This is a genomic window from Cupriavidus sp. 2TAF22 (genome assembly GCF_052115045.1).
Taxonomy (GTDB): Bacteria; Pseudomonadota; Gammaproteobacteria; order Burkholderiales; family Burkholderiaceae; genus Cupriavidus.
In genome coordinates this window covers 101169-124500 of the sequence record NZ_JBFRFX010000020.1, presented here as the reverse complement: position 1 = coordinate 124500, position 23332 = coordinate 101169, and the positions used below count along the sequence as shown (strand labels likewise).

The following is a 23332-nucleotide window of genomic DNA, read 5'->3' as shown; positions in this document are numbered from 1 at the left end:
TGGCGATCGCCAGGCGGCGCTCACGGGCGCAGGAACGCAGCCGCCCGTTCCGTCCGCGCGGCGCACGGACAGGTAGCGCGGCTGCATGCCGCGCGCGGGCGACCAGGCGCGCGCAAGCGCGAAGGACGCAGGAAACAGGGGAAGCGCTGGAAACGCCCGGATGCCCCGCTGTCTTCAGCGGCCGGTACCTTCGATGCGGGCGCGGATCTCGCGCGCGGTCTCGAGCAGGCCCTGGTAGCCCGACCGGGCATGTTCGGGGAGGTCGGGATCGCCGATCAGCGCGCCGAGCGTTTCGATCACGCTGTACAGCAGGCCCCTGGCCGCGCCGCCGGCAATGCTGTTCTGCTCCACCGCGCTATTGATATGGTCCAGCGCGTCGCTCAGGTGCGCCACGGTGGGCGACTCTTGCGGATCGGGCTTGGAGGAATTGTCGGTCGTCATGGTCGATGGCCTTGTGTGGTGCGCGTGATTCTATTCTACGCGCCGCAGTGCGCCCGGCTTTGCCTCCTGACATGGAAAAGCCAGATGCCAGGCACACCCGGGTATGTGCACGATAAATCATACGGCGGCGGCCACGGCCCGGGGACGCCATTGAGAAAAGCTCTCGCGCCCATTAATACAATCACTCCACCGGCATGGCATTAGCGGGCAGAATGCATGCAAGCGCCGCCGTGCCGGATCACCCATTCGGATCACCTTTTTCCTGCACGTACGGCAGCGCACTGACAGCTTGGGGGGGCAGGTATTGAATTTCCGTCAACTGGTAACATATCTGCAGCATCCGCCTTTCCTGGCCATCCCGTCGCCCGGGACAGCCGGCATCGGGTGAGGCGCCCGCCTACGGGCATGCGCAAACTCGTGTAATGTAGCGGTTCGGCAAATCCCGCCTTCAAAATCAACAGAGCGAAACCAGAGGTTTTCCGCCATGAGTGAACAAATCAAGTATGTGAGCGACGCCTCCTTTGACGCCGACGTGCTCCAGTCCGACAAGCCTGTCCTGCTCGATTTCTGGGCAGAATGGTGCGGTCCTTGCAAGATGATCGCCCCGATCCTGGACGAAGTGGCAAAGGACTACGGCGACAAGCTGCAGATCGCGAAGATCAACGTCGACGAGAACCAGCAAGTGCCGGCCAAGTTCGGCATCCGCGGTATCCCCACGCTGATCCTGTTCAAGAATGGCGCGGTTGCCGCGCAGAAGGTCGGCGCGCTGTCCAAGTCGCAGCTGACCGCATTCCTCGACGGCAATCTGTAAGACGATTGCACGGGGCGCGGCGCCGGCCGGCGCGGCCCCGCTGTAGCCACAATCCGACGTGCGTGCGCCAGCTCTGGCGCACCGGCCGGATTGTGCTAAGATGGCACCAACAACTTCCCCGAGCGTCCGCTCATTTCTTCCCCCCTCTTTAGGTCCAGCCCGTCCGGGCGCCTCTGTACCCCTCGTCTATGCACCTGACAGAACTCAAATCGCTTCACGTGTCTGCGCTTCTCGAAATGGCCGCGACCCTCGAGATCGACAACGCACAGCGGATGCGCAAACAGGAGCTCATGTTTGCCATCCTGAAGAAGCGCGCCAAGCTGGGCGAAACCATCTTTGGCGACGGCACGCTGGAAGTCCTGCCGGACGGATTTGGTTTCCTGCGCTCGCCCGAGACGTCGTACCTGGCGAGCACGGACGATATCTACATCAGCCCTTCGCAGATCCGCCGCTTCAACCTGCATACCGGCGACACCATCGAAGGCGAGGTGCGGACCCCCAAGGACGGCGAGCGCTACTTCGCGCTGGTGAAGGTGGACAAGGTCAACGGCCAGGCGCCTGAAGCGGTGAAGAACCGCATCATGTTCGAGAACCTGACGCCGCTGCACCCGAACCGGCCGCTCACGCTCGAACGCGAAATCCGCGCCGAGGAAAACATCACCGGCCGCATCATCGACATGATCGCGCCGATCGGCCGCGGCCAGCGCGCACTGCTGGTGGCGTCGCCGAAGTCGGGCAAGACCGTGATGCTGCAGCACATCGCCCACGCGATCGCCAACAACCATCCGGAAGCCGACCTGTTCGTGCTGCTGATCGACGAGCGCCCGGAAGAAGTGACGGAAATGCTGCGTTCGGTGCGCGGCGAGGTGGTGGCGTCGACCTTCGACGAACCCGCCATCCGTCACGTGCAGGTCGCCGAAATGGTGATCGAGAAGGCCAAGCGCCTGGTCGAACTCAAGCGCGACGTGGTGATCCTGCTGGACTCCATCACGCGCCTGGCGCGCGCCTACAACACGGTGGTGCCGGCCTCGGGCAAGGTGCTGACCGGCGGTGTGGATGCCAACGCGCTGCAACGCCCGAAGCGTTTCTTCGGCGCCGCGCGTAACCTGGAAGAAGGCGGTTCGCTGACCATCATCGCCACCGCGCTGATCGAAACCGGCAGCCGCATGGACGACGTGATCTACGAAGAGTTCAAGGGCACCGGCAATATGGAAGTGCACCTCGAGCGCCGCCTGGCCGAGAAGCGCGTCTATCCGTCGATCAACCTGAACAAGTCCGGCACCCGCCGCGAGGAACTGCTGATCAAGCCGGAAATCCTGCAGAAGGTGTGGGTGCTGCGCAAGTTCATCTCCGACATGGACGAAGTGCAGGCCATGGAGTTCATCCTCGACAAGATGAAGGCGACCAAGAACAACGCCGAGTTTTTCGATATGATGCGCAGAGGCGGCTGACCGCTGGCTGTACCGCGCGCCGCGGCGCGCGCGTATCGCACAGAAGGGCGTGCCACGGCACGCCCTTCTGCTTTGCACGCCGCGCCCGCCCGAGGCGCCATCCCGGCACCCTATCTGCAGGAGAATCATGTTCGGCAGACTGAGCCACTTCCTGAAAGACCGCGCGCGCGGACGCAAGCTCGAGCACTACGCCATCCCCGACTCGCTCTGGGAACACACGGTGGCGACGCTGCCGTTCGTGCAGCGCTACGGCGCCGACGACCTCGCCGCGCTGCGCGAGCTTGCCACGCTGTTCATCGCCGAGAAGGAATTCTCCACCGCGCACGACTTGCCGCTTGCCGACGAGATGGTGACCAGCGTGGCGACGCAGGCCTGCGTGCCCATCCTCAAGCTCGGCATCGAGTGGTATCGCGGCTGGCGCGGCATCGTGCTCTATCCGGGCGAGTTCATCATCCGGCGCACCGTCGAGGACGATATCGGCCTCGTGCATGGCGTGGTGGAAGAAGCCAGCGGCGAAGCCTGGGAACATGGGCCGGTGATCCTGTCCTGGCCCGACGTGCGCACGCCGGGAACGGGGACCGGCGGCCGCCACGCCCACCCCGACGACACCTATAACGTCGTCATCCACGAGTTCGCCCACAAGCTCGACATGCTCGACGGCGAGCCGGACGGCGTGCCGCCCTTCTCGCGCGTGCTGCATGCCGGCGTGGACCGCGAGCAATGGGCCGAGACCCTGCTGACCGAATACGACCGCTTCGCCGATGCCTGCGACCGGCAATCCGACCACGCCTGGGACCATCCCGAGCGGCTGCCGCCGGCGCTGCGCGTGATCGACCCCTACGGCTGCGAAGCGCCAAGCGAGTTCTTTGCCGTGGCCTCGGAGACCTTCTTCGTGGAACCGGACAGGCTGCGCAAGCACTGGCCGGCCCTGTATGGCGTACTGTCCACGTTTTACCGCCAGGATCCGGCCTCGATGTGATTCGTCACCGATACGCCGGCATGGCCGGCCAATTCATCCGGGGCGCTCGCAAATCTTGCCCAGCTTTTTGTTTTTCTGCGATAATCCCGGTTTGTCCGTTATCGGCAAGTGGTTCGTTCGCCGCGACACTGCCAGCCCGGTTCCGCCGGAGCTTAGGCAACGGCAGCGCGGCATGCAGCGGACTGGCTACCCAACCTGAAAGGAAGCACCATGAAAGAAGGCATTCACCCGAATTACCGCGAAGTCCTGTTCCACGACGTGTCGAACGACTTCAAGTTCGTGACCCGCTCGACGATCCAGACCCGCGACACGATCGTTCACGAAGGCAAGGAATACCCGCTGGCCAAGATCGAAGTCTCGTCGGAATCGCACCCGTTCTACACCGGCACCCAGAAGATCATGGACACGGCCGGCCGCGTCGAGAAGTTCCGCCAGAAGTTCGGCAGCAAGCTGGGCAAGGCCGCAGCGAAGTAATCCGCTGCGCGAGCCCGCTCGCAGCACGGCCTCGGACGATGCTCCGGCGCCGCGCACCCAAGCAAAGAGGCAGCATCGGCTGCCTCTTTGCTTTTGCATTCTCCGTGCTCTTGCCTTCTTCGCGCCCAGCGCGCCGGCGCAGGCGTAGCCAACCGGAGGCGCCCATTCGGCCGCCCCCAAGCCCCACCGATCCATGAGCGCAGCCAAGACTTCCCGAGTCCACCTCACCGCAGCCGCCACCGGCGCGCTTCCGCGCGGACTGCTGCTGGCCATCTGCATCATCTACGGCCTGGCCGGCCTGTTCGGCCGCGACCCGTGGAAGAATGAGGATGCGGCCGGCTTCGGGGTGATGTGGCAACTGGCTACCGGTGGCGTGCAGGACTGGCTGATGCCGAATATCGTAGGCCGGCCCTATGGCGACGACGGCCCGCTGGTGTTCTGGGTCGGCGCCGCCATGATCCGCCTGTTCGGCGGCTGGCTGGGCGCGCCCGACGCCTCGCGCCTTGCCACGGCGCTGTTCTACTTCGGCACCTGCGCGCTGATCTGGTACGCCACCTATCTGCTCGGCCGCCGCGCCGAGGTCCAGCCCTTTGCCTATGTCTTCGGCGGCCAGCCCAATGCGCGCGACTACGGCCGCACGCTGGCCGACGGCGCGCTGCTGATCTTCCTGGCCTGCGTGGGCCTGGCCATGCGCGGCCACGAAACCACGCCCCAGGTCGGCCAGGTCTGTTTCGTCGCCATGAGCCTGTACGGCATGGTGCGCAGCCTGGACAAGCCGCTGCAGGGCGGGCTCTGGCTGGGCGCCGGGCTCGGCGCGCTGACCCTGTCGAGCGGACCGGTGCTGCCGCTGGTGCTGCTGGCGTCCATCATCGTCTGCGGGCTGGCCTGCAAGCCCCTGCCCCTGCCGCGCATGCTGATGGCCAGCGTGCCGCTGGCGCTGGCCATGGTGGCCGCGTGGATGGCGACCGCCTACCTGGGCGCCACCGACCACAACGATGCGGTGACCTTCATCCGCGAGTGGTCGCGCTACGACCGCCGCACCTACGGCGCGCCCAATGCCATCGCACTCAACTTCGTCGCGCGCAACCTGCTGCTGTTTACCTGGCCGGTCTGGCCGATCGCATGCTGGGCATGGCTGAGCTGGTCGGGCATGCGCCGCGCGCCGCATGTGGCGCTGCCGCTGGCGCTGCTGGTGCCGCCACTGCTGCTGCTGTTCCTGCTGCGCCAGCCCGGCGACGTGCAGTTCATCCTGCTGCTGCCGCCGATGGCGGTGTTGGCCGCCTTCGGCCTGCCCACGCTGACACGCGCCGCCATCAATGCGATCGACTGGTTCGCGCTGCTGTTCTTCACGATCTTCGGCGGCTTCGTCTGGTTCATGTGGATCGCCCGCACGACCGGCCAGCCGCCGCGCATCGCCGCCAACATCCATCGCCTGCTGCCGGGCTTCCAGCAGGACTTCACTGTCAGCGCGGTGGCCTACGCGCTGGTCGTCACGGCGGCCTGGGTGCTGATCGTGCGCTGGCGTCTTTCGCGCGCGCCCAAGCAGATCTGGCGCCCGGTGGTGATCTCGGCTGCCGGCACCACGCTGATGTGGGTGCTGGCCATGACGCTGTGGATGCCGTCGATCAACTATGGCAAGACCTACCGCGACGTGGCCCAGGCCGCGTCGATGGCGCTGCCCGCTACCTACAACTGCGTGCAGCCGATCCGCATGGGCGACGCGCAGCTGGCATCGTTCGCGTACTTCGGCCATATCCGCTTCGGCGGCCCGTCCGATGGCTGCGATATCCTGCTGCGCCACGACGCGGTCGACTATGGCGAGCCGACCAGCATTTCGCATTTCGAATGGCGGCTGATCTGGGAAGGTCGCCGGCCGTCGGACCGCGACGAACGCTTCCGCATGTACCGCCTCGTGGATATGTCGAAGGTGCCGCCAGCCAAGCCGACGCTGCCGCAGCGCCGCTTGCCGCGCCACTCCTAGAACACACTCAACAGTTGCCCGGCCGCGCCCCGGCGCGCCGGCCCATCGGATGAAACTGCTGCAGGATCTCCGCCGCATCGGCGAGCTGGCCGCGCCAGTCCTGGTCGGCCAGCTCGCCGTGATCGCCTTCGGCGTGATCGACACCATCATGGCCGGTCGCGCCTCGGCCACCGATCTCGCCGCCGTGGGGCTTGGCGGCTCCATCTACATTACGGTCTACATCAGCCTGATGGGCGTACTGCAGGCGCTCGCCCCGGTCGCCGGCCAGCTGCACGGGGCCGGCCGCGCGGCGGAGATCGGCAGCGAAGTCAGGCAGGCTGCCTGGCTGGGCGTGGCGCTGGCGGTGCCGGGCATGCTGCTGCTGGCCTTCCCCGGGCCCTTGCTGGAGTTCGCGCAGGCGCCGCCCGAACTGGTCGAGAAGGCAACCCACTACCTGCATATCCAGGCTTTCGGCCTGCCGGCGGCACTCGGATTTCGCATTTACTCGGCATTGAACAATGCCCTGTCGCGACCGGTGATGGTGACCGTGCTCCAGCTGGCCGGGCTGTGCGTGAAGATCCCGCTCAATGCCTGGTTCATCGGAGGCGGACTCGGCCTGGCGCCGATGGGCGGCCCGGGCTGCGCGCTGGCCTCGGCATCGATCAGCTGGATCTGGTGCATATCCGGCGTGATGATCCTGCGGCGCAACGCGGCCTACCGGCCCCTGCAGATCTTCTCGAGCTGGGCGTGGCCGCAGGCGCGGCCGATCCGTGCGCTGCTGCGCCTGGGCGTACCGATGGGCCTGACCTACCTGATCGAGATCACCTCGTTTACGCTGATGTCGATCTTCATCACGCGCATGGGCACCGTCGTGCTGGCCGGCCACCAGATCATCGCCAACCTTGGCGCGGTCGCCTACATGCTGCCGCTCTCGCTGGCGATCTCCACCTCGACGCTGGTGGCGCAGTCGATCGGCGCGCGCGATCACGCCGCGGCGCGCCGCATCGCCAGGCGCGGCATCGGCCTGGCAGCGCTGCTTGCGATCCTGGTAGGCAGCCTGCTGTGGATCCTGCGCGAGCCGCTGCTGCATGCCTACGCCAAGGATCCGGCGGTAGTGAAGGCCGCCCTGCCGCTGATGCTGTTCATCGCCTTCTACCAGGCCTTCGATGCGGTCCAGGTGATGACCGCCTTCATCCTGCGTGCATACAAGATCGCACTGGTGCCAACGCTGATCTATGCTCTTTCGCTCTGGGGCGTCGGGCTGGGCGGGGGCTATGTGCTTGGCTTCGGCCTGCTCGAGTCGATGCCGGCCTTCACGCGCGGCGCAGCCGGCTTCTGGCTGGCCAACAGCCTGAGCCTGGCGCTCGCCGGATCGCTGCTGGTGCGTTACTTCGTCACGGTGAGCCGGCGCCAGGCGGGCTGATGCCGGACCTGGAGATAATCACGGGGGGGGTAATCGCGGGGGCAGGCAGGCATAATGCGCCGTGCCGCCAGGCGGCCGGCCACGCCCGTGACGAAAAGATTATCGCGGGCCGCCGCCAAGGACACCGGCGGAGAACGGCGAGGGCGAATCGCAGAATATGGAAGCGGAAAAAGAAAAACCCGCATGGCATAACCATGCGGGTTTAGATTTGGCGGAGTGGACGGGGCTCGAACCCGCGACCCCCGGCGTGACAGGCCGGTATTCTAACCAACTGAACTACCACTCCAATACTTCTGCTTGCTACCGGCAGTAATGCCGCCGACGACAAACCGAACGTTTGATTACGCTCGAAATCTGGCGTCCCCTAGGGGATTCGAACCCCTGTACTCACCGTGAAAGGGTGATGTCCTAGGCCTCTAGACGAAGGGGACAGAAACTCGTCTTTCAACTTGTTCCGTCTTGCACGACAGAGAACTGAATAATCATGTTCTCGCCGCGCTGGGAAGCTTCGATTTTACCGCACTCGAAACTTCCGGCATTTTGGTGGAGCTAAGCGGGATCGAACCGCTGACCTCTTGCATGCCATGCAAGCGCTCTCCCAGCTGAGCTATAGCCCCATGGTACTACCTTGCTGCTTATTTACTGCACCAGCCTTACTGCTGCTGTCGTTTCGCGTTTGTTTCTTTGTTTCAGCGAAGACAAGATTATATAAACAACCTTGCTTTTTGACAACCCCTTTTTTTAACTTTTTTTAGCGATCCGCATTTCTGCGGGATTACTACTGATCGCTGCCATCCGTTAAGCCCGCTTGGTTTTTGTCCGCGCTGCAGGGAGAACGAGATTATGCTTAAGTCCCGGCAGGAGCGCAAGCCCCTTTCGAGACTTTCTGCAAAAAATTTCAGGCGAGCCCGTTTTGCAGGCGGCGCAGCACGGCGTCGCGGCCGAACAGCTCCAGCACGGCATCGATGGCCGGCGTCTGCAACTGCCCTGCCACCAGCAGGCGCACCGGCATGGCCAGCTTGGGCATCTTCAGGCCGAACTCGGCCAGCACGGCCTTGAAGGCCGCGCTGATGTCTTCGCGCTTCCACGCCGGGAGCGCGCTCAGGCGAGCGCTCAGGGCCTGCAGCGCCGGCAGGATATCCGCGTTGAGATGCTCGGCCTTGAGCGCGGCATCGGGCTGCGGCTCGCCGCGGTAGAACAGCAGCGCGGCCTGCGCCACGTCCTTGAGCGTATTGGCGCGGTCCTTCACCAGGCCCACCACGCCCTCGAGGCTGGCACCGCCCTCCTCCACCTTGCCGCCCAGTGCCTCGATGAACGGCAGGGTCAGCGCAGCCAGCCGCGCGTTGTCGCCTACCTTGATGTAGTGATTATTGAGCCAGGCCAGCTTCTCCGGGTTGTACTGCGCCGGCGACTTGCCCAGGTGCTCGAGGTCGAACCACTCGACGAACTGCTCGCGCGAGAAGATCTCCGCATCGCCGTGCGCCCAGCCCAGGCGGGCCAGGTAGTTGAGCACGGCCTCCGGCAGGTAGCCTTCGTCGCGGTAGCCCGTGACGGCCATGGCGCCATGGCGCTTGCTCATCTTCTCGCCCTGCTCGTTGAGGACGGTCGGCAAGTGGGCGAAGACCGGCGGCGTGCCGCCCAGCGCGCGAATGATGTTGATCTGGCGCGGCGTATTGTTGACGTGGTCGTCGCCGCGGATGACATGGGTAATCTTCATGTCGAGGTCATCGACCACCACGCAGAAGTTATAGGTGGGCGTGCCGTCCGGGCGGGCGATCACCAGGTCATCCAGTTCATCGTTGGAGATCTCGATGCGGCCCTTGACCGCGTCGTCCCACACCACGCTGCCGCCGATCGGGTYCTTGAAGCGGATCACAGGCTGCACGCCGGCCGGCGGCGCGGGCAACTCCTTGCCCGGCTCGGGACGCCAGAAGCCGTTGTAGCGCGGCTTCTCCCCGCGTTCGCGCTGGGCCTCGCGCAGGGCGTCCAGCTCCTCGGTGCTCATGTAGCACGGATAGGCCAGCCCGCTATCGACCATCTGCTTGACCACTTCGCGATAGCGGTCCATGCGCTGCATCTGGTAGTACGGGCCTTCGTCGATATCCATCTCGAGCCAGGCCATGCCTTCCAGGATCACGTCCACCGATTCCTGGGACGAGCGCTCGACGTCCGTGTCCTCGATGCGCAGGATGAAGTCGCCCTTCATGCGGCGCGCAAAGGCCCATGGGTAGAGCGCGGAGCGGATGTTGCCGAGGTGGATAAAGCCGGTCGGGCTCGGCGCGAAGCGGGTGCGGACGCGTTGTGTCATGTCGGAGGCAAACAAAAAAGCCTGCGCGCGGATGCGCGCGCAGGCCGGGTGTAGGATCGCCGCATTATAGCAAGCGGGGCGCCACGGCCGGCCCCGCCGCGCGCCGGATGCCTGCGCGCGCGGAATCATTTATCCTCTGCCCGGTCTGAAATGCTGCCGCGCGGATGCGGCGCTGGCGCCGGCCGCACATCCATGCCCACAATGGCGCCATCGGTGACGACCGCGCCACTTCCCTTCCTTCCTCGATCCATGCAACGACGCAACTTTCTTGGCGCGGGCGCGGCAGCGCTGCTCGCTGCCTGCTCCTTCGGCCCCAAGCCGGGCCCCCTGACCGCCCAGCCCGACACACCGGCTGTCGTGCCCCCGGCACCGTCCCGCCCCATCAAGATCGGCCTCGCGCTGGGCGGGGGTGCCGCCCGCGGCTTTGCCCACATCGGCGTGATCAAGGCGCTGGAAGCCCAGGGCATCCACCCGGACCTGGTCACCGGCACCAGCGCCGGCGCGGTGGTCGCCGCGCTCTATGCGTCGGGGATGAGCGGCTTCCAGCTCAACAAGCTGGCGCTGACCATGGACGAAGCCGCCATCGCCGACTGGGCCCTGCCCTTTGGCACGCGCTTCGGCGGCTGGCTCAAGGGCGAGGCGCTGCAGAACTATGTGAACAAGCTGATCGGCAACCGCCCCATCGAGGCCATGAAGCTGCCCCTGGGCATCGTCGCCACCGATCTCAAGACCGGCCAGGGCATCCTGTTCCGGCGCGGCAATACTGGCCAGGCGGTGCGTGCTTCGAGCAGCGTGCCGGGCGTGTTCCAGCCGGTCTCGATCCAGGGCCATGACTATGTGGACGGCGGGCTGGTGGAGCCGGTGCCGGTGGATTCGGCACGCACCATGGGCGCGGATTTCGTGATCGCCGTGAATATCTCGGCGGATCCGTCCAGCCAGAAGAACGGTGGCCAGAGCGGCGTGCTGCTGCAGACCACGGCCATCATGGGACAGTCGATCAACAAGATGGCGCTGGCACGCGCCGACGTGGTGATCCGCCCCGACCTGCCCGACATGGGCGGCAGCGATTTCACCGCGCGCAACCGCGCCATCCTGGCCGGCGAGCAGGCCATGGCGGCGGCAATGGCAGGCCTGCGCGACAAGCTGGCGCAGGCGCGCCTCAGGCCTGCCGGCACGGTGGCCGCGCAGTAATCCCGCCAACGGCCGCCGGCCGGCGCAAATGAAAAAGGACTGCATGGCAGTCCTTTTTTTGTCCGGAGCCGGGCGCACCCGGCCAGGCTCAGCCGCCGTAGAGCGAACGGCCGCCGGCGTTGGGATCGAAACGCTTGAGCGTCTCGACCATATTGCCGAGGTTGCCGGCGCCCACGCCATCCTGCGGCTTGTCGTCGATGCGGCGGGCACCGTTATAGCGCGTCACCCAGTACGAGGCGCGCATGTCGTCGACACGGATCTTGCTGCCCGTGGACGGAGCATGCACGAACTTGTTGTCGCCGATATAGATGCCGACGTGCGAGAACGTGTGGCGCATGGTGTTGAAAAACACCAGGTCGCCGGGACGCAGGTCGTTGGCCGCCACCGTGATGCCGACCTGGCTCATTTCCACCGAGCGGCGCGGCAGCATGAAACCAAAGGTGTCATTGAACACGTAGCGGACGAAGCCGCTGCAGTCCAGGCCCGATTCCGGGCTGTTGCCGCCGAAGCGGTAGCGCACGCCAATCAGCCCGAGGGCATTCATGACGAGGTCGCCAGCCTTGCTGGCAACGTGGCTGGTGGAACTCATCATCGAGGACAGCAAGCCACGCTTGCCTTCCGGATGCGGGTCCGAGCTCAGCTCGGCACGTGCATCGATGCGGGCGTCAGGGTCCTTGAAGACCGTATCAGCCAGCACTCCATTCGACAGAGCAGCACCGCAGGCAATGGCTATTCCAACGGCGGCGCGCGCCAGGGAATGAAGCACCGTTCGCTGCATTGGTTCTCCTGATCAATCGTTCTCTTTACCAGGCCCGGGACGACACGCCGGGCGGGCTCGAATTCAACGGGGTAGTTCAACGGGGTAAATGTGGCACGCAATAAGCGGACCAGCGTGATCATGTGACGCAGACCACCCGCGCAATCTACAAGCGACGCGCGAACCACCCCCAAAATTAGTTCTCGCCGGATGGTATAAGGTTGTCATTCACATGTCAAAGTACGTTACAAAATCCACCTAAAAGGCTTTGGAATCAAGCCCATACGACAAAAGTCGCATCTGCTTTCTTGTTTTCGTTATGTCAGGCGCGAGTCAGGCGCGAGTCAATCCGGTGACACCCTGAATTCAGTTGCACCAATTTGCGGCGCCGCGGGATCCGCCGCACCAATCTCGGCTGCCAGCATCAGCTTGCGGGTGTAAGCGTGCTGCGGCGCACCCAGCACGGCCTCGGTTTCCCCCGCCTCGACCACCTCGCCTGACTTCATCACGATGACGCGATGCGCCATCGCCCGGATCACGGCGAGATCGTGGCTGATGAACAGGTAGCTGAGGTTGTACTTGCGCTGCAACTGCGTCAGCAGCGCAAGCACCTGCTGCTGGATCGAGACATCGAGTGCCGAGGTTGGCTCGTCCAGCACCAGCACCTGGGGCTTGAGGATCAGCACGCGCGCAATCGCCACGCGCTGGCGCTGGCCGCCCGAGAACTCATGCGGATAGCGACCCAGCGCGGTGCGGTCCATGCCCACTTCGCGCAGCGCCTCGGTGACGCGCTGGCGCATGGCGTCGCGCGACAGCCCCGGCTGGTGCAGGGCCAGGCCCTCCCCCACGATCTGTTCGATGGTCATGCGCGGCGAAAGCGAACCGAACGGATCCTGGAACACCACCTGCAGGCGCGATCGCAGCGTGCTGCGCTCGCGGCGCGAGACATCGTCCAGGCTGCGGCCGAGGAAACGGATCTCGCCGCTGGTGCGCCGCGTCAGGTTCAGCACGGCGTGCGCCAGCGTGGTCTTGCCGGATCCCGATTCGCCCACGATGCCAACCGTCTCGCCCTCGCGCAGCGTGAAATCGACATCCTTCACGGCAGCAAGATGGTCGCGCCCGAACCAGCCGGCCAGGCCGCGCCGCTTGCGCGCGTAGTTCACGCACAGCCGCTGGGCTTCGAGCAGTACCGGCGACAGCGGCACCAGCGGCAGCACCTCGCGGCGCGGCCGGCTGTCGATCAGCTTGCGGGTATAGGGATGGCGGGGTGCGGCAAAGACCTCGGCGGTCTCGCCCACCTCCACCAGCACGCCCTTCTCCATCACGCCCACGCGCTGGGCAAAGGCCCGCACCAGGTTGAGGTCATGCGTGATCAGCATGACCGCCATGCCGAACTCGCTCTGCAGGTCGCGCAGCAGCTCCAGGATCTGCACGCGGATGGTCACGTCGAGCGCCGTGGTGGGCTCGTCGGCCAGCAGCAGCTTCGGCCGGCACGCCAGCGCCATGGCGATCATGGCGCGCTGGCGCTGGCCGCCCGAAAGCTGGTGCGGGAAGCTGTCGAAACGGTGCTCGGCGTCGGCAATGCCGGTGCGCTCGAGCAGCGCCACGGCGCGCTCGCGCGCCGCGCGGCGGTCCAGGCCCTCGTGCAGCGCCAGCGTCTCCACGATCTGGTTGCCGATCGTGTAGAGCGGGTTGAGCGCCGTCATGGGCTCCTGGAAGATCATGGCGATGTCGCCGCCACGGATGCCCCGCATCTCGCGCTCCGACACCTGCAGCAGGTCGCGCCCCTCGAAGCGCACCGCGCCCTGGTAGCGCGCATCCTCCACCAGCCGCAGCATGGCCAGCGCCGTGACGGTCTTGCCCGAGCCGGATTCGCCCACCAGCGCGAAGCGCTCGCCTGCGCGCAGGTCGAAGCTGACGTCGCGCACCGCGCGCGTGGCATCCTCGCCGTGGCCGAACGTGACGGAAAGCCGCTCGATGCACATCAGGGGGCCGCCGGCAGCGCCCCTTTCGGGGCGGGGCTTCTTGCCGTTCTTGGCGCCATTCGAGGCGCCATTCGCGGCGCCGGCTTGTGGCAGCGCGCTCATGGCGTCACCTCCGCGGCCGGCGAGCCTTCGGGCGCCTTCGGCTCCACGCGGCCGCGCAACTGCGCCAGGCCCAGGCGAGTATCGAAGGCGTCGCGCAGGGCGTCGCCCATGAAGGTAAGCAGCAAGAGGGTCAGCACCAGCACGGCAAAGGTCGAAAGGGAAATCCACCAGGCATCGAGGTTGGCCTTGCCCTGCGCCAGCAGCTCGCCGAGGCTGGGCGTGGTGGGTGGCACGCCCAGCCCGAGGAAATCGAGGCTGGTCAGCGCCAGGATGGCCGCGCTCATGCGGAACGGCAGGAACGTGATGACCGGCGTCAGGCTGTTGGGCAGGATATGGCGCCACATGATCTGCACATTGGACAGGCCCAGCGCACGCGCCGCCTTCACATAGTCTAGCGAGCGGTTGCGATAGAACTCGGCGCGCACGTAGTCGGACAAGCCCATCCAGCCGAACAGCGACAGCAGGATGATCAGCAACGCCAGGCTGGGCGTGAAGATCGAGGCGAAGATGATCAGCAGGTAGAGCTCGGGCATGGAGCTCCAGATCTCGATGGCGCGCTGGGAAATCAGGTCGAAGCGCCCGCCGAAGAAGCCCATCAGCGCACCGCTCAGCGTGCCGATCAGCACGCCGATCAGCGTCAGCGCGAGGCTGAACAGCACGGACACGCGGAAACCGTAGAGCAGCCGCGCCAGCACGTCCCGGCCCCGGTCGTCCGTGCCCAGCCAGTTCTCCGCCGAAGGCGGCGCCGGATTGGGCTCCTTGGAGAAGTAGTTGAGCGAGTCGTAGGAATACCGGTTGGGCGGGAAGACGGCGAAGTTACCGTTGCTGGTGATGCGGTTGCGGATGAACGGATCGAGATAATCCGTGCGCGTGGGGAAGTCGCCGTCGAAGGTCGTCTCCGGATAGACCTTGACGATGGGGAAATACCATTCGCCCTTGTACTTCACCACCAGCGGCCGGTCGCTCGACAAGGCTTCGGCGAACAGGCTGAGCACGAAGATGGCGACGAACAGGATCAGGCTCCAGTAGCCCAGCCGGTTGCGGCGAAAGCGCTGCCAGGCGCGCTGGCGCGGCGACGGCGAATGGGGCAGGCCGTTGGGTAGCGTGCGCGAGCGGAATTTCATCGGTGCACGGCCTCGAAGTGGATGCGCGGGTCGACCATCACGTAGCAGACATCGGAGATCAGCCGCGTGACCAGCCCGATCAGGGTGAACAGGTAGAGCGTGCCGAGCACGACCGGGTAGTCGCGCCGCAGCACTGCCTCGTAGGACAACAGGCCGAGCCCGTCGAGCGAGAACAAGGTCTCGATCAGCAGCGAGCCGGTGAAGAACGCGCCGATGAAGGCCGCCGGGAAACCGGTCACCAGCGGGATCAGCGCGTTACGGAAAATATGCTTCCACAGCACGCGGCGCTCGGCCAGCCCCTTGGCGCGCGCGGTCAGCACGTACTGCTTGCGGATTTCCTCGAGAAACGCGTTCTTGGTCAGCATGGTGATCACCGCGAAGCTGCCCACCACCGAGGCGGTGATCGGCAATACGAGGTGCCACAGGTAGTCCATCACCTTGCCCATCATCGAAAGCTGGTCCCAGTCATCGGAAGTCAGCCCGCGCAGCGGGAACCACTGCACGAAGGTGCCGCCGCCGAACAACACCAGCAGCAGCACGCCCAGCACGAAGCCCGGAATGGCATAGCCCACCAGCACCACCATGCTGGTGACCACATCGAACCGGCTGCCCGCCCGGATCGCCTTGGAGATCCCGAGCGGCACCGATATCAGGTAAGTCAGGAAAAAGGTCCACAAACCCAGGCTGATGGACACCGGCATCTTGGATTTCACCAGCTCCCACACACTGCGGTGCTGGAAGTAGCTCTGCCCCAGGTCGAAGCGCGCAAAGCGCTTGAGCATGATGAAGTAGCGCTCGAGCGGCGGCTTGTCGAAGCCGTAGAGCGCCTGGATTTCCTTGATCTTGTCCGGGTCCACGCCACGGCGGCCGCGATATTCCGCGCCGCCGCCGCTGGCCTCGCCGCCACCGCCCCGCCCCTTGAGCTCCATCATCATCTGCTCGACCGGGCCGCCGGGCACGAACTGGATCACCACGAACGTCAGGGTGATGACGCCGATCAGGGTCGGGATCATCAGCAGGACGCGCTTGAGGAGGTAAATGAGCATCTCGGTTCCTTCTGTTCCAGTCCGCGCTTATCGGGCAGCCGGCTTGGTGTCGGTACGCCACCAGTTGCTCAGGACCCAGCCTTCGGCCGTGTAGAAATACGGCAGGCGTTCCGGGTAGATCAGTTCCTTGCGGTATGCCACGCGATGCGACGCGCTGTACCAGTTGGGCACGATGTAGTAGCCGTGCATCAGCACGCGGTCCAGCGCCCGCCCGGCATTGACCAGTTCCTCGCGCGTATGGGCGTGCAGCACATTGTCGACCAGGCGGTCGATCGGCGGCGACTTGAGGCCGAACAGGTTGTCCGATCCCGGCGTGGTGGCTGCTTCGCTGTTGAAGCGGTCGCGCAGCTCGTTGCCCGGGCTCTGGGAATCCGGGAAACGGATCGACACCATGTCGAAATCGAAGTCCTCCAGGCGTTTCTGGTACAGCGCGAAGTCGGTGGTGCGCTGGTTCACCTCGATGCCCAGCTTTTCGAGGTTGCGCACATAGGTGGTGATGACGCGGCTCATGGCGCCGCCGTCGTCGAGAAACTCGAAGACGAACGGCTCGCCCTTGGCATTGCGCAGCGCACCATCCTCGTAGGTCCAGCCGGCCTGCGCCAGCAGCCTGCGCGCGTCGCGCAGGTTGTCACGCAGCGAGCGCGGCGGATTGGTGGTGGGCTGCGTCACGATGGGGCCGAACACTTCCGGCGCCAGTTGCGAGCGCAGCGGCTCCAGCAACGCCAGTTCGCCGGGACCGGGCTGGCCATCGAGCGTGGCGCTGGCGGCCAGTTCGCTGTTGGAGAACCAGCTGTCGAGCCGGCGGTAGGCGCCATAGAAGAGCTGGCGGTTCAGCCATTCGAAGTCCAGCGCCAGGATCAGGGCCTGCCTGACCCGCACGTCCTGGAACATCGGCTTGCGCATATTCATCACGAAGCCCTGCATGCCGGCCCCGTTGCGGTGCGGGAAGTCGGTCTTGATCAGGTCGCCGTTGGAGAAGCGCTTGCCCTCGTAGCTCTTGGCCCAGCTCTTGGCCTTGTACTCCACGATGGCGTCGAACTCGCCGGCCTTGAAGGCTTCCAGCTTCGCGGTCTCGTCCTTGTACAGGCGATAGACCACGCGGTCGAAGTTGAAGGTGCCGCGCCGCACCGCCAGATCGTTGCCCCAATACGCCGGATTGCGCCTGAACGTGATGCCGCGCCCCGCGTCGTAGCGGTCGACCAGGTAGGGGCCGCTTGCCACCGGCTCCTCGAAGGTCAGCTTTTCGAATGGCACCGTGGCGGTCCACTTCCTGGAAAACACCGGCAGCGAGCCGACGATCAGCGGCAGCTCGATATTGCGCTGCTTGAAATCGAAGCGCACCGTGTGCGGGCCCACTACCGTGACCGCCTTCACGTCCGTGCACATGCTGCGGTAGCCCGGGCTGGACGCCTTGCTCATCAGCATCTCGTAGGAATACTTGACGTCGCTCGCCAGCACCGGGTCGCCGTTGCTGAAATGCGCCTTCGGGCGCAGGTGGAACGTCACGGACAGCTCGTCCGGAGCCACGGTGACGTCGTCTGCCAGCAGGCCGTAGGCGCTGGCGGTCTCGTCCGCGCTGGGGATCAGCAGCGACTCGAACATCAACGAATTCACGCCGGGGGCCGACGTACCCTTGAGCGTGAACGGATTGAACTTGTCGAAACTGGTGCGCCGGTCGGGATTGGCGAGGGTCAGCGTCCCGCCGCGCGGCGCGTCGGGATTGACGTAGTCGAAATGGGTGAAATCGGCCGGATACTTGAGTTCACCATACTGTGCGAAGCCATGGGCTGCGTCAGCTGATAGGGGAAAACCCGCGGCACCCAGGGCTAACAGTCCACAGCCCAGCACCGACATCGTGCGGAAGCGCTGCCATGCCGCCTGAAGCGGTCTACGTGCGCGAATATGCATCCGGTTTGGGTCCTCCACCTGAATCGGACAGTCCGCGGCCGTCGGCGGCGCGGTCAAGTTATGAGACAATTTTACCTTGGATCGGATGGCGTCCAGCCATCCGGACATTCCAGTACGCGGCGCCGCAGCCATGCCGGCCGTCAGCCTGCCGCAGCGCAGCCACCGCGCGGTGCGCGCCGCAACCCCGGACGCCATTGCACGAACCGTGCCCGTCCGCCTCGAACATCATTGGAGAACCTATGGGATTTCTGGCAGGTAAGCGAATCCTGATCACCGGCTTGCTGTCCAACCGCTCGATTGCCTACGGCATCGCATCGGCCTGCAAACGCGAAGGCGCGGAACTCGCCTTCACCTATGTCGGCGAGCGTTTCAAGGACCGCATCAACGACTTTGCCAAGGAATTCGGCACCGACCTCGTCTTCGAATGCGATGTCGCCAGCGACGAGCAGATCGCCAATACCTTCGCCGAACTGGGCAAGCACTGGGACAAGCTCGACGGCCTGGTCCACTCGATCGGCTTCGCCCCGCGCGAGGCGATCGCCGGCGATTTCCTCGAAGGCCTGTCGCGCGAAGCGTTCCGGGTGGCCCACGACATCTCCGCCTACAGCTTCCCCGCCCTGGCCAAGGCCGCCCTGCCGATGCTGTCGGACAAGGCCTCGCTGCTGACGCTGACCTACCTCGGCGCGGAACGCACGGTGCCCAACTACAACACCATGGGCCTGGCCAAGGCTTCGCTCGAAGCCAGCGTGCGCTACCTCGCCGCATCGGTCGGCCCGCGCGGCATCCGTGCCAACGGCATCTCCGCCGGCCCGATCAAGACCCTGGCCGCCTCCGGCATCAAGGGCTTCGGCAAGCTGCTGGGCCACTTCGAGGAAGCCGCGCCGCTGCGCCGCAACGTGACCATCGAGGAAGTCGGCAACGTGGCCGCCTTCCTGCTGTCGGACCTGTCCAGCGGCGTGACGGGCGAGATCACGTACGTGGACGCCGGTTTCAACACGGTTGGCGCGAGCCTGCCCGCGGAAGCGTAAGCCGGAAGCGGTACTGCCGGGAGATACCTGGCATTGCCTCGGAAAAGGACGTGCGGCTTGGGCCGGCGTCCTTTTTTTGTTCCTTTTGGCAGTTCCCGGTGGACTGTGGAGGTTGCCCCGGGCCGCATCGCTAGCCCCCGTTGCCTTCCAGGGAGCCTGAGCGCAGGTAACCCACGATCGGCGCCCAGAACGGATCCTGGCGCTCGGGTTCGATGGCGGCGTCGTGCGGCAGGCCGTCGAGCGCCACCAGGCGCCTGGTGCCGGCCGCGGCGCCGGCCAGGCGCTCGGCATGCGCGAACGGAATGACTTCGTCGGCGCGGCTGTGGACGAACAGCACGGGTAGCCGGGATTCGCGCAGGTGGGACTCGTTGTCCCATGGCTCGGGCAGCAGCCGCGCCATCCACGCGGGCACGCGCCCCGTGACCACGGCCGCCTCGCGCGCCGATGTGAAGCCGGCAGCGATCACCATGCCCGCCGGCGCCGGCTGCAGCGCCTGGACCACGTCGAGCAGCGCGCCGGAGCCCAGCGAGAACCCCATCACATAGCGCCGCGCAGCCTGCGGCGTGGCCGCCAGGAACTGGCTGTAGGCCGCCAGGCCATCTTCCCGCAGGTTGCGCACGCCGGGCTTGCCGCCGCTGGCGCCGTAGCCGCTGTAGTCGAACACGCACGAGGCAATGCCGTTGCGGTACAGCAGCGCCTGCGCGCTGGCCCAGTCGGAGAGATTTTCCTCGTCGCCGTGATAGATCAGCAGCGCCGGTGCCTCGGCGCTTTGCGCCAGCACGCACGACGCGCGCAGCATGCGCTCGCCGCTGGCGAACGCGAACTGGCGGGACGGCGCGCCCAGGCGGTCGGGCGTGAGCGCGTCGGCGGCGCTGGCCGGCTTGGGCTCGAACGCGTCGCTCTCGACGGCCAGGAACAGCGCATGGCGCGCCACGGCGGCGGCCAGCAGCACACAGGCCCCGCCGGCCAGCCAGTAGCGCACTTTTCTGGTGCCACCGGCCCCGGTGCCGCCGGTTCCGGCGGCGCTTGAGAAGTTGGACATGAGATCGGCCAGGATGTCGATACCGCGCATGCCGCAACCGCAGGCAGCCCGCTGATGAGATCTTAGTCCTGACTGGCCGCCGCTGCCCGCACGCCGGCCGCCGTAAATGGCGGGCAGGCCGCACGACGGTGCCCTAGAGTGAAAGAAATCGAGGGCGATATCGGCGCGGCCGGCGCGGCAATGGCCGGCGGGGCGACTACCGGAGAGACGGACGCGCAATCCGGCCAGGGGCGGGAGGCGGAGATCATGACGAGGAAAGCAGGAGCGCTGGTAGCGATGTGCGTCGCCCTTGGCCTGGGCGCAGGTGGAGTGGCGAATCAGGCGCACGGGCAGTGGTCCGCCCCGCTGGCGGATACCATGGCCGCGCCGCTGGCGGACTCGATGGCTCCACCCTGGGCCGACACGATGGCCGCCCCGATGGCCGACGGGCTGCACTACCCGATGACCGTGCCGACCACCGTCCCGACCGCCGCGCCGATCCCGGGGCGGGGCTGGGTCGTCGGGTCCCCCTGCGACCAGGTGTCGGTACAGGCCGTGATCGACAATGCCCCCTGGCAGGTCATCGGCATTGCCTGCAGGCGTGCTGACAGCAGCTGGCAATTCGTGGAGAACACGGACGCGCTGGCCGGCATCCCTGTGCGCCGGACTGCCTACGCCGGGGCCGGCTACCCGGGGCTAGGCGGCTTCGCATCCGGCGCCGCCACCGTCTACTGGTTTCCGCACGGCATCCCCTTCGCGCGCGGGAGCAGCCGCGCCGCGCCGGCCGCGGGCCCCGCCCTGCGCAGTCCGCCCCGCCCGGCGCACACGGCGCCCGGCGGCACGCAAGCCAGGAGCAGGAAGCCGTCGCCAGCCATGAATAACCCGATCTGAAAAAAAAGCCCGCGTAGCAGGGGGGTGTTCGCTACGCGGGTCAAAGATACCCGGTCCAGGTCAGCCGTGGTACCGGTCCGACCGGCACCCGGCGGCCGGACGCGCGCAGGCGGCTGACCGCCGCGCGCCTTCCCCGCCGGATGCTGCCTTGCCTAGTTGTCTACCTTGATGCGGCTGGCGAGCACGACATTGCCGGCCACCTTGCCGCGCACCTCCAGCCGCTGTCCCACCAGCAGGCTCTCCGCGCCGCGCGGCAGGGTCGCCGCGTCGAACGCCGTCGCGCTGCTCCACTGCACGGCCAGCGTGCCGCTGCGCAGCGTCAGCGTGAGCGAGGCCTTGTCGATGCTCGCCACCACGGCGTGGAGCTCGTTGGCTTCGCTGGCTTCGTGCGCCTCGTCCTCGACCTCGAGTTGCGTGGCGCTCAGCACCCCGCCCGCGACCGTGCCCTTGACCTCCACGCGCGCGCCAAGCACCGGCGTGCCGCTGACCACGGCCGTCGCCGGCACGGTCACCCGCAGCCCGGACACCTCGAAGTCCGTCGCCGACGTGAAGCGCGTGATGGCGCCTTCGAGCTCTGCCCGCTGGCCCGCGACGATGGCCGGGACGAGGCTGGTGCCGCGCACGCGCGTCGCGGCAATCACCGTCGGCGTGGCGAGCGTGCCCTTCACGCGGACCGTGGCGCCGTTGACGACGCCGCCGGGCAGGTTGGCAAGCACGCCCGGGGTGAACTGCACCGTGATGCCGTTGATGGTGAAGGTGCTGGCGGCGGCGTTCTGCACGATGCCGGTCAGCCGTGCCTCGCTGCCCGCGGCCTTGCGTTCGATGCGCGTGGCCTTCAGGCTGGCGCCGGTGGCGTCGGGCAGGCCGTGCACCTCGACGATGTCGTTCGGCGCGAGCGCGGCCAGTCCGCTCAGGCCGCTGCCGTCGAACACGGTCGACGGGGTGACCGTGATCCTGACGCCGAACACGGTGAGCGTGCCGGCCCCGGCATTGACGGTCGAGACCGGGCCCTGCACGAAGCTGCGCGACGCGATGCTGGTGGCCCGGCCGGTCGCGCCCGCGTTGTCGCGCTGGCCCTGGACCTCCACCACCATGCCCAGCCTGAGATCGTCGTCGCGCCCGCCCGGATTGTCGTCGTCCAGCGTGATGGAGGCCGCGCTGTTGTCGATGCGCACGCCGTTGACGAAGATGCTCCCGAATCCGGAGATCGGCCCGCTGAACGTCGTCGCGGTGGTGGTCGCCGCCGGCGCGGCAGGCGTGCCGCTGTCGCCGCCGCCCCCGCCCCCGCCGCAGGCCACCAGGAGCGCCGTGAAGCCGGCGGCGGCGGCCAGGCAGATCTGTCGCGCCGGCAGGCGGCGCTTCGAGCGAGTCATCGTCATCTTGGTCCCCTTCTCTGTTGCACTACATCGAGTCCACCGTGCCGCGGGCGCGGTCCGCAGCACCGTGGTCGTTCCCGGCTCGCGCGTCAGGGCACGGCGGCCCTGACCGCGCTGTTGGCCCTGTCCCGCGTCTCGAGATAGCCGAGCAACGCGGCCACGTCCTCGCCGCCCAGCCCGAGGTTCGGCATGCGGAGCTCGTTGTATTGCCGGAACAGGCGCACGGCCGTCGGATCGCCCTCGGCGCGCATCTTGTCCGGCTCGGTCACGTAGCGGGTCAGCCATGGCTTGATGCGGCGCGCGGTGACGCCCTGCAGATCGGGGCCGAGGCGGTCGCCATGGCCGACCGTATGGCACGCAGCGCAGCGGCTCTGGAACAGCACCTCGCCACGCCCCATCAGCACCGGCCTGGCGAGCGCGTAGTCCACCGCGGGCGCCTGCGCCGGCGCGGGGCGGCTCCAGCCCATGAAGTTGGTGATGGCGGTGGCGAGGAACTGCGGGTTGTCGATGGCCGAATGCCGCATCCACTGCCCCGCCGGCACGTTGCCGACCATCAGCGTGGCACTGTGGCCGTCGCGCGTCTCCGGATCGTTGGCGCGCGACAGGCCCAGCTTGCGCGCGATCAGCCGGATGTCCGCTTCCTTGCCCGACAGGAACAGCCAGCCTGGTCCCACGCCGAACTTCTTCGCGTAGGACTTCAGCTCCGCCGGCGTGTCCCAGGGGTCGATGGCGATGGAGTAGAAATGGATGTCACGGCCCATGCGCTCGCCGAACAGCTTCTGCACCTCTACCAGCTTGGCGGTCTCCAGCGGGCAGATGTTCTCGCAGCTCGAGTAGACCAGGTTGATGGCCACCGCCTTGCCCTTGAGCAGGTCGTCATAGAAGCGCACGGTCCTGCCGTCCTGGGTCTTCAGCTCCACGTTCGGAAAATAGTCCGCGCCCCACGGGGTCTGGGCGCGCGCCGGCATGGCGGCGCCGAGCGCCGCCATGCACAGCGTCGTCCACAACATCCACCACGCTGCCGCGGCGCGGCGCAGGTACTGGCTGGTCGGCATG

19 protein-coding genes and 3 tRNA genes are annotated in these 23332 nt (G+C 66.5%); 9 read left to right on the top strand and 13 right to left on the bottom strand.

The features are described 5' to 3' along the window. Positions 1-174: 174 nt before the first annotated feature. Positions 175-441 (bottom strand): hypothetical protein, encoded by a 267-nt coding sequence (locus AB4Z48_RS23530; protein WP_441618375.1) that lies wholly within the window; start codon positions 439-441, stop codon positions 175-177. 484 nt (positions 442-925) lie between these two features. On the opposite strand from AB4Z48_RS23530, the gene trxA reads away from it, so the two are divergent. From trxA to AB4Z48_RS23500, 6 genes are all read left to right on the top strand, one after another. Continuing rightward, positions 926-1252, top strand: coding sequence for a thioredoxin TrxA (trxA, locus tag AB4Z48_RS23525; RefSeq protein WP_010814265.1), 327 nt, complete (start codon positions 926-928; stop codon positions 1250-1252). 188 nt (positions 1253-1440) lie between these two features. Continuing rightward, positions 1441-2703: a transcription termination factor Rho gene (rho, locus tag AB4Z48_RS23520; protein ID WP_029043590.1), complete on the top strand. Its 1263-nt coding sequence runs from the start codon at positions 1441-1443 to the stop codon at positions 2701-2703. A gap of 127 nt (positions 2704-2830) precedes the next feature. Beyond that, positions 2831-3682, top strand: coding sequence for a M90 family metallopeptidase (locus AB4Z48_RS23515; protein ID WP_441618373.1), 852 nt, complete (start codon positions 2831-2833; stop codon positions 3680-3682). A 210-nt stretch (positions 3683-3892) separates the two neighbouring features. After that, positions 3893-4156, top strand: a complete 264-nt coding sequence (locus AB4Z48_RS23510; protein WP_420997545.1) for a type B 50S ribosomal protein L31 — start codon at positions 3893-3895, stop codon at positions 4154-4156. A gap of 193 nt (positions 4157-4349) precedes the next feature. Next, positions 4350-6137, top strand: coding sequence for an ArnT family glycosyltransferase (locus AB4Z48_RS23505; protein ID WP_441618370.1), 1788 nt, complete (start codon positions 4350-4352; stop codon positions 6135-6137). A 49-nt stretch (positions 6138-6186) separates the two neighbouring features. After that, on the top strand, positions 6187-7539 hold the full coding sequence (locus AB4Z48_RS23500; protein ID WP_441618368.1) for an MATE family efflux transporter: 1353 nt from the start codon (positions 6187-6189) through the stop codon (positions 7537-7539). 209 nt (positions 7540-7748) lie between these two features. Here AB4Z48_RS23500 and AB4Z48_RS23495 read toward each other — a convergent pair. From AB4Z48_RS23495 to gltX, 4 genes are all read right to left on the bottom strand, one after another. Beyond that, positions 7749-7825: transfer RNA gene (locus AB4Z48_RS23495), tRNA-Asp, on the bottom strand. A 69-nt stretch (positions 7826-7894) separates the two neighbouring features. Then, positions 7895-7970 (bottom strand) — tRNA-Glu (locus AB4Z48_RS23490). Between the two features lie 110 nt (positions 7971-8080). Then, positions 8081-8156 (bottom strand) — tRNA-Ala (locus AB4Z48_RS23485). Between the two features lie 281 nt (positions 8157-8437). Beyond that, the gene (gene gltX / locus AB4Z48_RS23480) at positions 8438-9847 is read right to left on the bottom strand and encodes a glutamate--tRNA ligase (RefSeq protein ID WP_441618366.1); all 1410 of its coding nucleotides are present in this window, start codon (positions 9845-9847) and stop codon (positions 8438-8440) included. A 249-nt stretch (positions 9848-10096) separates the two neighbouring features. Between gltX and AB4Z48_RS23475 the strand changes: the two genes are divergently transcribed. Further along, positions 10097-11038: a patatin-like phospholipase family protein gene (locus tag AB4Z48_RS23475; RefSeq protein WP_441618364.1), complete on the top strand. Its 942-nt coding sequence runs from the start codon at positions 10097-10099 to the stop codon at positions 11036-11038. Positions 11039-11126: 88 nt separating this feature from the next. On the opposite strand, the gene AB4Z48_RS23470 is transcribed toward AB4Z48_RS23475, so the two are convergent. The 5 genes from AB4Z48_RS23470 to AB4Z48_RS23450 form a co-directional block, all read right to left on the bottom strand. Beyond that, the gene (locus AB4Z48_RS23470) at positions 11127-11816 is read right to left on the bottom strand and encodes a C40 family peptidase (protein ID WP_441618362.1); all 690 of its coding nucleotides are present in this window, start codon (positions 11814-11816) and stop codon (positions 11127-11129) included. A 323-nt stretch (positions 11817-12139) separates the two neighbouring features. Beyond that, complete coding sequence (locus tag AB4Z48_RS23465) at positions 12140-13780, bottom strand: ABC transporter ATP-binding protein (RefSeq protein WP_441618395.1); 1641 nt, start codon at positions 13778-13780, stop codon at positions 12140-12142. Positions 13781-13878: 98 nt separating this feature from the next. Beyond that, the gene (locus tag AB4Z48_RS23460) at positions 13879-15006 is read right to left on the bottom strand and encodes an ABC transporter permease (RefSeq protein ID WP_441618360.1); all 1128 of its coding nucleotides are present in this window, start codon (positions 15004-15006) and stop codon (positions 13879-13881) included. Continuing rightward, entirely contained in the window at positions 15003-16052 is a 1050-nt protein-coding gene (locus AB4Z48_RS23455) for a microcin C ABC transporter permease YejB (RefSeq protein ID WP_441618358.1), read from the bottom strand. The genes AB4Z48_RS23460 and AB4Z48_RS23455 overlap by 4 nt, the downstream gene beginning before the upstream one ends. 27 nt (positions 16053-16079) lie before the next feature. Beyond that, positions 16080-17960, bottom strand: a complete 1881-nt coding sequence (locus AB4Z48_RS23450) for an extracellular solute-binding protein (RefSeq protein WP_441618356.1) — start codon at positions 17958-17960, stop codon at positions 16080-16082. A gap of 239 nt (positions 17961-18199) precedes the next feature. On the opposite strand from AB4Z48_RS23450, the gene fabI reads away from it, so the two are divergent. Beyond that, positions 18200-18988: an enoyl-ACP reductase FabI gene (gene fabI / locus AB4Z48_RS23445; protein ID WP_441618354.1), complete on the top strand. Its 789-nt coding sequence runs from the start codon at positions 18200-18202 to the stop codon at positions 18986-18988. 130 nt (positions 18989-19118) lie between these two features. Here fabI and AB4Z48_RS23440 read toward each other — a convergent pair whose 3' ends face one another. Beyond that, on the bottom strand, positions 19119-20060 hold the full coding sequence (locus tag AB4Z48_RS23440; protein WP_441618352.1) for an alpha/beta hydrolase: 942 nt from the start codon (positions 20058-20060) through the stop codon (positions 19119-19121). Positions 20061-20168: 108 nt separating this feature from the next. Here AB4Z48_RS23440 and AB4Z48_RS23435 point away from each other — a divergent pair, with 108 nt between their 5' ends. Further along, the gene (locus tag AB4Z48_RS23435; RefSeq protein WP_441618350.1) at positions 20169-20900 is read left to right on the top strand and encodes a hypothetical protein; all 732 of its coding nucleotides are present in this window, start codon (positions 20169-20171) and stop codon (positions 20898-20900) included. A 152-nt stretch (positions 20901-21052) separates the two neighbouring features. Here AB4Z48_RS23435 and AB4Z48_RS23430 read toward each other — a convergent pair whose 3' ends face one another. Together AB4Z48_RS23430 and AB4Z48_RS23425 are read right to left on the bottom strand one after the other, a co-directional pair. Continuing rightward, on the bottom strand, positions 21053-22279 hold the full coding sequence (locus AB4Z48_RS23430; protein WP_441618348.1) for a DUF5666 domain-containing protein: 1227 nt from the start codon (positions 22277-22279) through the stop codon (positions 21053-21055). An 86-nt stretch (positions 22280-22365) separates the two neighbouring features. Then, positions 22366-23331 carry an SCO family protein gene (locus AB4Z48_RS23425; RefSeq protein ID WP_441618346.1) on the bottom strand — a complete coding sequence of 322 codons (966 nt, stop codon included), beginning with the start codon at positions 23329-23331 and terminating at the stop codon, positions 22366-22368. Position 23332: the final 1 nt, after the last annotated feature.